The sequence below is a fragment of the Pseudomonas sp. LS_2 genome (assembly GCF_042709235.1).
GTDB lineage: Bacteria > Pseudomonadota > Gammaproteobacteria > Pseudomonadales > Pseudomonadaceae > Aquipseudomonas.
On sequence record NZ_JAVAYC010000009.1, the window covers coordinates 181,457 to 194,755 of the forward strand.

Annotated in this window: 11 protein-coding genes; 7 read left to right on the plus strand and 4 right to left on the minus strand. The window is 65.8% G+C overall.

Annotation, left to right across the window (positions count from 1 at the left end; genetic code table 11):
• Positions 1 to 77: 77 nt before the first annotated feature.
• From RAC97_RS11175 to RAC97_RS11185, 3 genes are read right to left on the minus strand one after another with little or no spacing between them, the layout of a single operon-like run.
• A complete protein-coding gene (locus tag RAC97_RS11175; RefSeq protein WP_375100822.1) occupies positions 78 to 2,459 on the minus strand; it encodes a response regulator in 2,382 nt (793 codons plus the stop codon).
• An 11-nt stretch (positions 2,460 to 2,470) separates the two neighbouring features.
• Positions 2,471 to 2,932, minus strand: a complete 462-nt coding sequence (locus tag RAC97_RS11180; RefSeq protein ID WP_375100823.1) for a response regulator — start codon at positions 2,930 to 2,932, stop codon at positions 2,471 to 2,473.
• Positions 2,933 to 2,948: 16 nt separating this feature from the next.
• Positions 2,949 to 5,198: an ATP-binding protein gene (locus tag RAC97_RS11185; RefSeq protein WP_375100824.1), complete on the minus strand. Its 2,250-nt coding sequence runs from the start codon at positions 5,196 to 5,198 to the stop codon at positions 2,949 to 2,951.
• A 299-nt stretch (positions 5,199 to 5,497) separates the two neighbouring features.
• On the opposite strand from RAC97_RS11185, the gene RAC97_RS11190 reads away from it, so the two are divergent.
• The 7 genes from RAC97_RS11190 (at position 5,498) to RAC97_RS11220 (ending at position 11,836) form a co-directional block, all read left to right on the plus strand.
• On the plus strand, positions 5,498 to 6,025 hold the full coding sequence (locus RAC97_RS11190; RefSeq protein WP_375100825.1) for a spore coat U domain-containing protein: 528 nt from the start codon (positions 5,498 to 5,500) through the stop codon (positions 6,023 to 6,025).
• Between the two features lie 29 nt (positions 6,026 to 6,054).
• Positions 6,055 to 6,588 (plus strand): spore coat U domain-containing protein, encoded by a 534-nt coding sequence (locus RAC97_RS11195; protein WP_375100826.1) that lies wholly within the window; start codon positions 6,055 to 6,057, stop codon positions 6,586 to 6,588.
• A 17-nt stretch (positions 6,589 to 6,605) separates the two neighbouring features.
• Positions 6,606 to 7,139 (plus strand): spore coat U domain-containing protein, encoded by a 534-nt coding sequence (locus tag RAC97_RS11200; protein ID WP_375100827.1) that lies wholly within the window; start codon positions 6,606 to 6,608, stop codon positions 7,137 to 7,139.
• A 15-nt stretch (positions 7,140 to 7,154) separates the two neighbouring features.
• The gene (locus tag RAC97_RS11205) at positions 7,155 to 7,655 is read left to right on the plus strand and encodes a spore coat U domain-containing protein (RefSeq protein ID WP_375100833.1); all 501 of its coding nucleotides are present in this window, start codon (positions 7,155 to 7,157) and stop codon (positions 7,653 to 7,655) included.
• 31 nt (positions 7,656 to 7,686) lie between these two features.
• Positions 7,687 to 8,463: a molecular chaperone gene (locus RAC97_RS11210; RefSeq protein ID WP_375100828.1), complete on the plus strand. Its 777-nt coding sequence runs from the start codon at positions 7,687 to 7,689 to the stop codon at positions 8,461 to 8,463.
• A 68-nt stretch (positions 8,464 to 8,531) separates the two neighbouring features.
• The gene (locus tag RAC97_RS11215; protein WP_375100834.1) at positions 8,532 to 10,868 is read left to right on the plus strand and encodes a fimbria/pilus outer membrane usher protein; all 2,337 of its coding nucleotides are present in this window, start codon (positions 8,532 to 8,534) and stop codon (positions 10,866 to 10,868) included.
• Positions 10,865 to 11,836, plus strand: a complete 972-nt coding sequence (locus tag RAC97_RS11220) for a spore coat protein U domain-containing protein (protein ID WP_379671487.1) — start codon at positions 10,865 to 10,867, stop codon at positions 11,834 to 11,836. The genes RAC97_RS11215 and RAC97_RS11220 overlap by 4 nt, the downstream gene beginning before the upstream one ends.
• Positions 11,837 to 11,906: 70 nt before the next feature.
• Here the strand turns inward: RAC97_RS11220 and RAC97_RS11225 are convergent, their stop codons facing one another.
• On the minus strand, positions 11,907 to 13,055 hold the full coding sequence (locus tag RAC97_RS11225) for a M14-type cytosolic carboxypeptidase (RefSeq protein WP_375100830.1): 1,149 nt from the start codon (positions 13,053 to 13,055) through the stop codon (positions 11,907 to 11,909).
• Between the last annotated feature and the right edge of the window lie 244 nt (positions 13,056 to 13,299).

Here is a 13,299-nt window from a genome sequence, read left to right on the forward strand (position 1 = left end):
TCCTTGCCTTCCTAACGTCCAGACTGCCAGTCAGCCTGGGGTTTTCGCGTTTCTGCGATTCCTGAAAGCTGCCCCGCTCAGCCCCCGCCCAGCAGTTCATTCAATGAGCGGGTCAGCTCCTCGGCTTGTACCGGCTTCTGCATCACCAGGCTGCCTGGCAGCTCCAACCCTTGCAGCTCGGCGTACCCGGTGAGGAACACCACCGGCAGGTTCGGGTAGCGTTCCCGCGCTGCGCGGGCCAGTTGGGCACCGTTGAATTCAGGCATGGCGAAGTCGGTGAGCAGCACATCGATACCGCCGTCGAGCAGCGCCAGTGCCTGTTCGCCGCTGTGCGCCTGGCGTACCTGGTAGCCATACAGGCGCAGCACGTCGCCGATCATGTCGCGCACCAAGTGGTCGTCATCGACCAGCAGCACCGTGCGGTCGCGACCACGGTTGGTGTTGGGCGCAGCCTGGGGCAGGTCGACAGCGTCCGGCGCCTGGCCCTGCTTGACCGCCGGCAGGTAGACGCTCACCTGGGTGCCATGCCCAGGCTCGGTGTCGATGCGCACGCCACCACCGGACTGCTTGGCGAAGCCGAACACCTGGGCCAGGCCCAGGCCCGACCCTTTGCCGATGTCCTTGGTGGTGAAGAAAGGCTCGAACACCCGCGCCACCACGTCCGCGCTCATGCCGCAACCGGTGTCGCGGATCGACAGCACCACGTATTCGCCGGGGTCCGGGTCTTCCGGACGCTGTGGGCGGGTATCGATGCAGGTGTTGCGGGTCGACAGGGTCAGCTGGCCACCGGCCTGCATGGCGTCGCGCGCGTTGATCGCCAGGTTGAGGATGATCATCTCGGTCTGGGTCGGATCGGTCAGGGCCTGCCATAGGTTCTGATCCAGGTCCAGGCGTACCGAGATGTTGCCGCCCAAGGTGCGGCGCAACAATTCCTCCAGGCCTGCCAGGGTGTTGTTGAGGTTCAGCGGCACTGGCTCCAGGCGCTGGCGGCGGGAGAAGGCCAGTAGCTGCGAGGTCAGCTTGGCACCGCGGTCCCCGGCCTCACGGATGTGCTTGAGGCGGGCACGGGCTTTTTCCAGGTTGTTCTTGTCCAGGTCCCGCTCGAGAAAGCTCGCGCCGGTGAGGATCACCGTCAGCAGGTTGTTGAAGTCATGTGCGACGCCTGCGGTGAGCTGGCCAACGGCCTCCAGGCGCTGCATCTGCTGCAGGGCCGCCTCGATGCGCTCGCGTTCGTCGATCTGCTCGCGCAGGCGCGCATTGGCCTCGGCCAGGCCTACGGCCGAGGCGCGTTCACTGCTGATATCGCGGGCCACCACATACAACAGGGTGTCTTCCGGCACCACCACCCACGACAGCCAGCGTTGCTGGCCACTGGCGTGCTGGATGCGGCCGACGAAGCGGGCGCTGGTACGGCCGTGGGCGAGGGCAGCCAACTCGTCGAGGAAGGCCTCCTGGTCAGGCTCCGGCAACAGGTGCAGCAGCGAGGCCTGGCTCAGGCGCTCGCGGCTGAAGCCGAGGGTGGCTTCCCAGGCCGGGTTGAGGGTGACCGGCGTGAGGTCTTTGTTGAGCACGGCCAGCAAGTCCTGGGACAGCTCCCAGGCGCGGTCACGTTCGCGGGTACGGCGTTCGACCCGCTCGCCGAGCATTTCATTGAGCCGCTCCAGCGCCTGGGTCGCTTCGCGCTGCTGGTGGATGTCCTGCAACACGCCGGAAAAGCGCACGCAGCGGCCGTCGACGAACTGGGTCTGGCCGGTGGAGAGCAGCCAGCGCGGCTCCAGGCCGTTGGGTCGGGCAATGCGGAATTCGACGCGGTAATGGCCGTCGCCGCTAGGGCTCATGGCGCGGTCCACTGCTTCGCGCACCCGCTCCAGGTCGTCGCGGTAGATCCCGGCGTAGAACACCTCCAAGGTCATCTCGGTGTCCACCGGCAGGCCGAACAGGCGCTTGCAGCGGTCGTCCCAGAGCAGCAGGTTGTCTTCCGGGCGGAAGTCCCAGGTGCCCATGCCAGCGGCATCAATGGCGATACGTGCGCGGGCCTCGACGTCGAGCAGCGCTTCCTCGGCGCGGTGCCGACGCTGGCGCTCCTGCACCTCGGTCAAGGCCCGGCGCACCGCCTTGGGCAGCAGCGGCAGGTTCTTCTTCAGCACGTAGTCGGTGGCACCCAGGCGGATCATCTCCACCGCGTGCTCCTCGCCATAGATGCCGGAGAGGAAGATGAACGGCACCTCCGGCGCCAGACGTTGGGCGATGGCCAGCACGTCGGTGCCCGACGAGCCGGGCAGCACGCAATCGCACAGGATCAGGTCGAAATGCTTCTCGCTCAGGGCGTGCTCCACGCCTATATGATCGAACACCAGGTGCGACTGCACCTGCAAGCCACTGCGCTCCAGGCGCAACAGCGTCAGCTCGGCGTCCATCGAGCTGTCTTCGACCATCAGCAGTTTAAGCGTTTGCTGCATCGAGGCGACCTTCAGCTACCAGCGCGTCGGTTCAGGCGCAACGAGCCGGGTGGTGGCTCGTTGAGCACCGCCCAGAAGATGCCCAGGTCGGAGATGGCGGCAACGAACTCCTTGAACTCCACCGGCTTGACCACGTAGGCGTTGACGCCCAGCTCATAGGCGCGCAACAGGTCGGGTTCTTCCCGGGAGGAGGTCAGCATTACCGTCGGAATGCTGCGCAGTTCGGCCGTGGCGCGCACTTCCTTGAGTACCTCCAGGCCATCGACCTTGGGTAGCTTGAGGTCCAGCAGCAGGACTGCTGGGTTGCCGTCGTCGCGTTCGGCATAGGCGTTGCGGCGCAACAGGTAGTCCAGTGCATCGGCGCCATCGCGCAGCACGATCACCTCGTTGGCCAGCTGGCTGCGCTCCAGCGCCAGCAGGGTCAGCTCCAGGTCGCGAGGATTATCTTCGACCAGCAGGATGGGTTTGAGCATGATGGGTGTGATTACCTCAGTTTTTCAACGGGTGACGGGGCAGGGTGAAGTGGAACGTGGCGCCCCTGCCGGTTTCGCCTTCGGCCCAGACCTGTCCATCGTGGCGCTCGATAATGCGGCGCACGCTGGCCAGGCCGATGCCGGTACCTTCGAAGTCCTCCATGCGGTGCAGTCGCTGGAACACCCCGAACAGCTTGCTGGCGTAGGCCATGTCAAAGCCCACGCCGTTGTCCTTGATGAAAATCTCGATGTGCTCCGGGTGCTCCACGGCGCCGATTTCAATGCGCGCAGGGTCCCGGCCACGGGTGTACTTGATGGCGTTGGCGATAAGGTTTTGCAACGCCAGGTTGATGAACGCCGGGTCGCCGATCACCTTTGGCAGTTGGGCTATGTGCCACTCGATGTTACGCCCTGCATAGTCCGGTGCACACTCGGTGCGTAGGGTTTCTACCAGGACATTGAGATCCACATCTGACAGGCGCAAGGCTGAGCGGCCCATCTGCGAGAAGTTGAGCAGGTTGTCCACCAGGGTTCCGGCAAACTGCGCCGCTTCGCCGATGTGTTTCAAAAAGCGCAGGCCGCGCTCGGACAAGTGCTCGGCCTCGACCTCGGCCAGCAGTTCGCTGTAGCCGGCAATATGACGCAAGGGCGCGCGCAGGTCGTGGGAGACGCTGTAGGAGAACGCCTCGAGCTCCTTGTTGGAATGCAACAGCTCATTGGAGAGTTGCGCCAGTTCCTCGGCCTTGCGCAGCACGATGCCCAGCACCGCCGTGCGCAGTTCAGCCACGATGTCGACCACCAGTGGACTCCACGGAACGCAAAAGCCGCGCACCTCCTCCTGCCAGCTGTCGAAGCTGTGCCGCGGGCTGAGGTTGCCCTGGGGGCTGATTTCCTTGCTTGGCCGACCTGCCCAGGTGACGGTACGCGCTTGCTCGGGGCGAAACCACAGCAGGTAGTGCGAATGGATCTGCGAGATCGCCACGGCCAGCACGCCACCGGCATGCTCGGCCAGCTCCGGCAGCTCGGGAATGTCCCGGCCCAGGTTGTCGCTTTGGTACACCTGCTCGTCGCCGTGTTCCGTCAGCCAGTGCACCAGCGCGTCCACCTGCGCCTGCGGCGGCGTGCTGCCGACCAGGTCGCAGCGCCCGGCACTGATGATCGCCGCGCCCGTGGCCCCGGCGAAGTCCAGCAGCACCTGTGGAAGGCTCAGCAGGCCGCCGCTGACGCTGTCGTGATCGGCCATGGCCGAGAGCATCTGGACGATGCGCTGACGTAGCTTGAGCAGGTCGCGGGTGCTGGTGTGCGACTCGTGGGACTCGATCTGCAGCGACAGCACGCTGGCCAGCAGCTCGCAGGCGGTGCGGATGCGCAGGTCGACGGCCCGCGGCTGGTCATGATGGCAGGAGATCAACCCCCACAGCTGGCCATCGACCACGATCGACAGCGACATCGAGGCCAGTGTGCCCATGTTGCGCATGTATTGCAGGTGCACCGGCGACACGCTGCGCAGCGCCGCGAAGCTCATGTCCAGCGGCTTGCCGGTGCGCGGGTTGTTGCCCGGCAGCAGCTTCGAGGCCTGGTAGTTGGCGTCTTCGATCAGACGGATGCGGTTGACCCGGTACAGCTCGCGCGCCTGGCGGGGGATGTCCGACGCCGGGAAGTGCAGGCCGAGGTATTGCGGGTAGCCGGGGTCGGCGGCTTCGGCCAACACCTGGCCGTTGCCCTCGGCGTCGAAGCGGTACGCCTTGACCCGACCAAAGCCGGTGATGCGCTTGATCTGCAGCACCGATTGCTGCAGCAATTCCTCGATACTGCCGGCCTGGTGCAGGCTGCCGACAAAGGCACGTACAAGCGGGTAGTAGTCGTGCTCGCCCAGGCTGTCGTCGATGGGGCAAGGCTCGAATTCGGCGATCAGCACCTGGTCATGACGGTGAGCCAGCAGGCGCAGGCTGTCCGCGCAGGGAGCCCCCGGACGCAGGTGAACATCGCCGATATGGAAGGGGAAGATCTCGTCGCTGGGCAGGCGGCCCAGCTTGGCGCGCAGGTCGAAACCGCATTCGAGCAGTTCGGGCAGTGCGCAGCCCAGCAACTCGAGGGCCGGTATACCCAGCCAGTCCTCGGCGTTTTCGCTGGCCTGCAGGATACGCAGGTCGTGTTCGTCCAGCACCACCAGGAAACCCTGGGGTTGGATACTGCCCGGCACCTGAATCGGTTCCTGGGCACAGCGTTCGACGGCCTGGTCGAAGGCGTTCTGGGCGGTGGTCAAGGAAGCTCTCCTGTTGAAGCTGGGCGCGCTGGCCAAATACCTTTGGCACAGAATATTGCCTGGGCAAGGTAACAGATACCCGATGGTTTCGCCGCGCTCATGGCCATTTGAGGGCAATTCTAAGGCTAGGTTCTACGCAGCCCTGAAATTTGTATAAGTTTTTGTAGCCCTTCTGCGACGAGGCTCCTGGGGCATTTTCTGGTCCGCGGCACGCTCTGCGATATTTTCCGCAATCTAGCGGGATCCAATCTCACTGCTACGCTCAAGAAAGCACAAGGAACACTGGGTAGGGAAATTCGGTGACAGAGCGCTTCATGGCCATGCTGTGCGGCCTGCTGTTGAGCAGTGGTGTCGTGGCAGCGGACTTTCTTGTCGAGGTGCAGGTTCAAGTGCAGCGTGGCTGCATGCTCGTCAACCAACCTCGCGATGCTGGCGCACAGGCCGCCGGTCGAATCGACCTGGGGGTCACTTCGCGCCTCGATGGCCCCGGAGCGCCCCTGAGCGGCGTACTCTTCAGCCCCCGCCCACCTCGCCTTGAGTGCAACCCCGATACCCCCTATCAGATCCGTGTCGATGGCGGCCAGCATGGCGGCGTCGGCGAACTGCGCTTCCTCGCCAGCGCCGATGCCCAGGCCCGGCCAATTCCCTATCGGCTCTACCGCGACGCTGCCTGGCGCGAGCCGTTGGCGGTGAACGTCGCGCAATCGGCCAGGGTGCCCGACAGCGGCTCGGTGGAGCTGCCGCTGTATGCGCGCATCGACACCCTGGCCTGGGTGCCACGCAGCGGGCTGTACGCCGACCTGCTGAAAGTCACGGTCACCTGGTAGGCGCTCGCCATGCACAAGGACACCTAGCCATGCACCGTACCTCGCTTCTTCTGTTGACCCTTGGGCCGCTGCTGCTGCCCAGCGGGGTGGTGCACGGCAGCACCAGCGGGTTCATCCAGGCAAGCCTGGTCATCAGTGCCGCCTGCCAGATCAGCAGCGACCCGCAACCCGCTACGCTGGGCAATCCCGGCGTCATCGATTTCGGCGCCCAGGGCCCGAGCTGGGACCAACCCTTGCGCGGCCGTGTGGATGAGTCGGGCGGCGAGGGCAGCTTGCAGATCAGTTGTACGCCGCAGGTACGTGCTTTCAGCGTGCGTATCGACGAAGGCCTCAATGGCAGCGACGGCGTGCGCCGCCTGAGCAATGGCCGCGAGGTGATTCCCTACCAGCTGGCCGCAGACCCCGGTGGCAACAGCCGCTATGTCATCGGTCAGTCGCGCACCTTCGCCATTCGCAGCAGCGAGCAAGTCCCTATCCCGATCTACGGCGTGGTCATCGCGCAGCCTCGCGCGCTGCCCGCCGGTTTCTACCGCGACACCCTGAGGGTGACCCTGGACTGGTAACACGCAAGGAGGATTGTATGGCACGCACACTCACCCACGGCATCCTCGCAGGGCTTGGCCTTGCCCTGGCAGCCAATGCCCAGGCGGCGACCGTGACCGGCACCATCAGCTCGACCCTGACGCTCACCGCCGCCTGCCAGGTCAATGGCAGCTCGGGCTCTTCGGGGCTTAACTTCGGTGCGCTGAACTTCGGCACCCAGGACTCGCTGTTCACCACGGCCAACGGCCAGGTGCTCGGCGGCGGCGGTGGAGCCATGAGCATCCTCTGCTCGGCCGGCACGGTGCCGGCGATTCGTGTGCGTGCCGGTTCCCATGACGGCCAGTCTGCCGGCGGTACCCGCGCCCTGGCCGACGGCAGCGGCAACTTCGTGCCCTACGATTTCTATACCGATGCCGGGCACACCTCGCTGCTGGCCATCGACGGCACCATCACCCTGCCGACCAGCACCGGGGTGGCGCAGACCGTCAACCTTTACGGCCAGGCGCGGGGTAAGGCTGGGTTGCCGGCGGGCACCTACACCGACACGGTGGCAGTCGAGCTGAGCTTCTGAGCCATGTCCGGCTGCCTGCGCAGCGGCCTCGCGGGGCTGCTGGGGCTGGGTCTGGCGCTGCCGCTGCCGTTGTCGGCGGCGACCAGCAGTACCTTCCAGGTCAGTGCGACGGTCACTGCCGGTTGCCTGGTAGTGGGCGGTGTCACCCAGTATGGCGTGCTCGACTACGGCGTCAGTTCTGCGTTGTCCACGGCGGCGCTGAGCACCTCCCTGGGCGGGACCACGGTGACCTTCCAATGCACACCGGGGGTGGCCTTGAGCATGAGCCTTGACGGCGGCCAGAACAGCGCCGCCGGCACGCGCAACCTCAAGCGCAGCGGCGGTGCGCAACTGCTGGCGTACCAGCTGTTCCGCGATGCTGCGCTGACGCAGGGCCTTGGCATCGGCGCCAACGTGACGGTCAGCTACAGCGACCCGACGGCGATCAAACTGCCGATCTATAGCCGCGCCCAATTGACCGGCAACGTGCCAGCGGGCACCTACACCGATTCAGTGCAAGTGACGGTGACCTGGTGAACGGGACATCGATAACCAAAAGGAGAGCGGCATGGCGGTAGGCGCGAGCATAGCGCGGGGGGTGGTCGGATTGTTGTGGCTGGCAAGCCTGCCCGCCGGGGCGGCCACCTCGGTGTTGATCTGGCCGATAGACCCGGTGCTGGAGGCCGGACAGAAGGCCGGCGCACTGTGGCTGGAAAACCGTGGTTCGGAACCTGCGAGCCTGCAAGTTCGGGTCTTCGCCTGGCGCCAGGGCGATTACCAGGAGCAGTTCCAGGCCCAGCGCGAGATCATCGGCAGCCCACCGGTGGCCACTATCGCTCCCGGGCAGAAGCAGTTGGTCCGCCTGACCCGCACCGGCAGCTCGCCGGTGGGCCAGGAGCAAGCCTTTCGCATCATCATCGACGAGATTCCCTCGCCGTTGCCGGCCGAGGCCGCCAGCGAAGGGCCGAAGGCGGCGATTCGCTTGCAGATGCGCTATTCGGTGCCGTTGTTCGTGTACGGCGAAGGCTTGTGGGGGCGGGCCGACCCCGAGGGCAAGCGCAGCGCCGACAGCGTCGGCCAGCCGCAATTGAGCTGGCGCGCGGTGACAGTGCAGGGCAAGCCCTACGTCGAGCTGCGCAACACCGGGCCGGTACACGCGCGCCTGACCGATGTGGTGCTGGCGCAAGGTGGCCAGGAGCGCCCGCTGGTCGAAGGCCTGCTCGGTTACGTGCTGCCCGGCGCCAGCATGCGCTGGCCAGTGCCGGCCGGCACGGGGGCAGGTGGCGTACTCAAGGGACGGGTCAACGGCCAGGATGTGGCCCAGGCTATCCGTCAGGGGCAGTGAAGCGTGCGTGAGTGAAATGCAGGGGCCAGGGAGGACCCGGCAATGGTTGGAACAGGTGTGTGAGTCATCTGTCGCAGGCGAGCTGCCGCTTTGGGCTGAGTCTGGTGCTGATCGTTCCTGGCCTGGCGCGGGCCGACGACCTGCCGCCGCCGCCCACGCAAGCGACGGCCGTCGCCGACGCCACGCTGTACCTGGACCTGCTGGTGAACCAGGTGCCCAAGGCTGAGCTGGTGCCGGTGCAACAGCGCGCCGGGCGGCTGTACCTGGACAGCGCAGCCTTGCGTGCCGCAGGCGTGCAGTTGCCGGGCGACCCCCAGGGCGAGCTGGCCCTGGACGCCATCGGCGGCCTGCACAGCGACTACGACAGCGGCAACCAGCGCCTGCTGCTGCAAGTGCCGCCGGCCTGGCTGCCCGACCAGCAACTGGGCGAGCGCAGCCTGTACCCGGCGGTGGATGCGCGCAGCAGTTTCGGCGCGTTGTTCAACTACGATCTGTATTTCAACGACACCGACGAGGGCGGCAGCTACCTGGCCGCCTGGAACGAACTACGCCTGTTCGACAGCTGGGGCACGTTCGCCACCACCGGACAATGGCGCCAGGCGCTCGATAACGCGTCGAGCAGCGACAGCCGAGACGGCTTCCTGCGCTACGACACCACCTGGCGCTTCACCGACGAGCAGCGCCTGCTCACCTATGAGGCCGGCGACCTTATCACCGGCGCCTTGCCCTGGACCAGCGCGGTCAGGGTCGGCGGCCTGCAGCTGTCGCGTGACTTCGGGGCGCGCCCGGACCTGGTCACCTACCCACTGCCGGCCTTCGCCGGAGAAGCTGCGGTGCCGACCTCGCTGGACCTGTTCATCAACGGCTACAGAACCAGCAGCGAACAATTGCAACCCGGCCCTTACACCCTGACCAACGTGCCATTTATCAACGGCGCCGGCGAGGCCGTGGTGGTGACCACCGACGCCCTGGGGCGCCAGGTCTCGACCACCTTGCCGTTCTACGTCACCAGCAGCCTCTTGCAGAAGGGCCTGTCGGACTACTCCGTGGCCGCCGGTAGCCTGCGCCGTGACTATGCCGTGCGTGACTGGGGCTATGGCCAAGGCGTGGCCTCGGCAAACCTGCGCCATGGCGTGACCGACGCCTTCACCCTGGAAAGCCATGTGGAAACCGCCGAGTCGCTGAGCCTCGGCGGTCTTGGCGGCAATGTGCGACTGGGCACCTTCGGGGTGCTCAACGCAGCCCTGGCGCAAAGCCGGTTCGAAGGTGAAAAAGGCCATCAGGTCGCCCTCGGCTACCAGTACAACAGCCAACGCCTGGGCTTCAACTACCAACGTGTGGAGCGCCAAGGCGAGTATGCCGACCTGACGCGCATTGAGTCGCCCGAGATGCGCCTGAGCCAGCGCAGCGAACAGGTGACACTGAGCGTGAACCTGGAACGCTATGGCAGCCTCGGCGCCGGTTACTTCGACGTGCGCGCTGGCGACGGTACGCGCACGCGCTTGCTCAACCTGAGCTGGAGCAAGCCGCTATGGGGCAACAGCAGCCTGTACCTGTCGGCCAACCGCGAGGTCGGCGACAGCCAATGGGCGGTGCAGGCGCAGTTGGTGATCCCCTTCGACCTGCGCGGCACCCTGGCCTTGAGCATGGAGCGCGACCAGAACGGCGAAAGCCTGCGGCGAGTCAACTACAGCCAAGCCGTGCCTGTGGGCACCGGCGTGGGCTACAACCTCGGCTATGCCGATGGCAATGCGCGCGCCGCGTATCGCCAAGCCGACGTGACCTGGCGTTTGCAGTCGGTACAGTTGCAGGCTGGTACCTACGGCAGCAGCGGCGACATGACCCGTTGGGCCGATGCCAGCGGTTCGCTGGTGTGGATGGACGCCGGCGTGTTCGCCGCCAATCGCATCGACGATGCCTTCGTGGTGGTCAGCACCAGCGGCTACGCCGATGTGCCGGTGCGCTACGAAAACCAGTTGGTGGGACGCACCGATCGCAATGGCCAACTGCTGGTGCCCTACAGCAGCGGCTATTACCGCGGCAAGTACGAGATCGACCCGATGGAGCTGCCGGCCGATGTGCTGGCCCCGCAGGTCGAGCAGCGCGTGGCGGTGCGTCGTGGCGCGGGCTACCTGCTGGCGTTCGAGCTCAAGCAGGTGCTGGCGGCCAGCCTGGTGCTGGTGGATGCCAGGCAGCAGGAGCTCAAGCTGGGCAGCCGGGTGGTCGATGAGCGCACCGGAGCCCAGGCGGTGGTCGGCTGGGATGGGCTGGTGTACCTGGAAAACCTCGCCGCGCAAAATCGCCTGCGCGTCGAGCGCGCCGAAGGTGGCACCTGCGTGGTCGAGTTCGAACTGCCGCAAGGGGAGGGGCCGATCCCGCTGATCGGCCCGCTGGTGTGCCAATGAACTGCGCCTGGCGTTTGCTGCTGCTGGCCGGCACCTGCGTCACGGTCACGCCCGCCTGGGCCTTGTGCACCACCAGTGCCACGTCGCCAGCGGCATTCGGCACGATCAATTCGACCCTGGTTCGCACCACGGTGCAAAGCGCCTCGACCGCCAACGCCGGGTTATCGTGCACCGGCTCGCTGCTGTCGCTGCTGACCACCAACGACCATTTCTACGCCACTGTCACCGCGACCACCAGCGGCTTGGTCGGGCCTACCGGCGATGTCATTCCCTACACGCTCTACGCCAACAACAGCACCAGCTTCCCGATCACCCGCGGCACCCGCTTCGACTTCGCCCGCAATGGCATCATCGATGCCCTGGGCCTGCTCAACGGCACCACGCCCAAGACCGTGCCGGTGTACCTGCGCAGCGTGGTCGGCAGCAACGTGGCGGCAGGGGTGTACACGGAAACCCTGAGTATCTTCTGGGACTGGAACTACTGTTCCGGCATTGGTATCGGCAACATCTGCCTGGGGCGCGATATCGGCACCGGTACCCAGACTCTGACCGTGAGCCTGACGGTCAGCAACGACTGCCAGATCACCACGCCTGCCGTCAGCTTCGGCAGTGCGCCGGTGGTGGCCGGGTTCGGCACGGTCAACCAGAGCATCAACATTGCCTGCACCAAGGGCAGCAGCTACACAGTGGGTTTGAATGACGGGGAGAATGTCGCGGGGGGGCGGCGGCGGATGAAGTCCAGCGCCAGCAACTACCTGGCGTATGACCTCTTCAAGAGCGGGGGAAGTGTGCGCTGGGGGGCGGTGGGCGCGGCGCGCCGGGCGAGCAGCGATGCCGACGTCAACCCGGGCCCTGGCACGGGCACCGGCAGCCAGGTGTTCAACTACAACGCCAAGGTCTACACCGACCAGGCCACGCCGCCAGCGGCGACCTATACCGACAATGTGATCCTGGATGTGCAGTTCTAGAGATGCGCAGGCGGGGCTCTTGCAGGAGCGGGCAAGCACGCTCCTGCAAGGGGGGGGGCGAGCCAGGCGGTCAGCGCAAGTCGTCGACCATCTTGGTCAAGGTCTCCAGTACCGCCCCGGCCAGCGCCTTGGAACGCTCGCCCGACCAGCCGGTGGTGGGGTTGGGGGCATCGTCGTGGTCCTTGAAGGGCATCTCCAGGGTCAGCGACAGGCAGTCGTAGGCCTGGCCGACCGCGTTGCAGGCCAAGGTCATGTTGGCCTGGCCAGGCTCGTCGCGGGTATAGCCGTAGGTGGTCTGGAAGTCCTTGGTCACGCTGCACAGGATGCTGCGGAACTGCTCCTCCAGCTTGGCGATGCGCGGCGTGTAGCCCGGGTTGCCCTCGCAGGCCGCGGTGAACACATGGGGGATTTCCTCATCGCCATGGGCATCGACGAAGGCATCCACGCCGTACTGCTTCATCTGGCTCTGAGCGAAGAACACCTCGGGGCTCAGTTCCACGCTGGCGTCCTGCCATGCGCGGTTGAGGTCCTTGCCCTTGAAGTTGGTGCGCAGATGGCCGAGGAAGGCGCCATCCGGGTTCATGTTGGGGATCAGATACAGGTCGGCCTTGGCCAGCAGTTGGCGGATCACCGCGTCGTTGCTTTCCAGGCGGTCGATCACGCCCTCCATGAACCATTCGGCCATGTGCTCGCCAGGGTGCTGCTGGGCGATGATCCACAGCTTGCGCTTGCCCGGCGCGCCGTCGCCTGCCCGCAGCAGCGGGATATCGCGACCCTGCACGCTGCGGCCGTGGGCCACCAGGGTAACCCCGGGAATCTGCTGGGCACGCTCGATAAGCTGGTTGTGCCGTGCACGCGGGTAGGGCTCGAAGTAGGCGAACCAGGCGTGGTCCTGTTCGGCCTTGAAGTCGAACGCCAGGGCCTGGCCGTCGAAGCTGCTGGGTACGCGGAACCAGGTTTTCTGGTCGTACGAGGCAACGGCGTTGTAGCCGCTCCAGGCGTTCTTGTAGGACGATTGCGCGGCGTTGTCGAGGCTGAAGCGGTGGGTCTGGCCGGGGGTCAGGCCACTGGCCTTGAAGTGGAACCACTGGAAGTGGCCACTGTGGGTGTCGGGGCGTATGGCCAGGTGGACTCGGGCCGGGTCGCTGGCGTCCAGCACCTGGATGTTGCCGGAGTCGAAGTCGCAGTCGATGGTCAGCGGGGACAGCGTCACGGTCATTGCCAGGCTCCTGTGGCTTTGTTTTGGAGGCTACTGTACACCGCTTGGGGAGTTGCGGCGTCTCTTTGGTCGGCTTTCGATCGCCTGCGTCAAGGTGTGGCTTGGGATTCGTCATTCTCGAATGTTGGTTCGGACGCCTTGGGTTTGCTACGACGTGTAGTCGCCCGAGGCTTTCGCTTGGGTCGCTCGCCAGGGTGGACGGTCCAGATGTAGGCGTTTTCCCGCAGCCTTTCCTGAATATTTA

Excerpts from the sequence above, each read along its gene's own strand:
- RAC97_RS11175 (WP_375100822.1), bottom strand. The coding sequence starts at position 2,459 with ATGCAGCAAACGCTTAAACTGCTGATGGTCGAAGACAGCTCGATGGAC.
- RAC97_RS11180 (WP_375100823.1), bottom strand. The coding sequence starts at position 2,932 with ATGCTCAAACCCATCCTGCTGGTCGAAGATAATCCTCGCGACCTGGAG.
- RAC97_RS11195 (WP_375100826.1), top strand. The coding sequence starts at position 6,055 with ATGCACCGTACCTCGCTTCTTCTGTTGACCCTTGGGCCGCTGCTGCTG.
- RAC97_RS11200 (WP_375100827.1), top strand. The coding sequence starts at position 6,606 with ATGGCACGCACACTCACCCACGGCATCCTCGCAGGGCTTGGCCTTGCC.
- RAC97_RS11210 (WP_375100828.1), top strand. The coding sequence starts at position 7,687 with ATGGCGGTAGGCGCGAGCATAGCGCGGGGGGTGGTCGGATTGTTGTGG.
- RAC97_RS11220 (WP_379671487.1), top strand. The coding sequence starts at position 10,865 with ATGAACTGCGCCTGGCGTTTGCTGCTGCTGGCCGGCACCTGCGTCACG.
- RAC97_RS11225 (WP_375100830.1), bottom strand. The coding sequence starts at position 13,055 with ATGACCGTGACGCTGTCCCCGCTGACCATCGACTGCGACTTCGACTCC.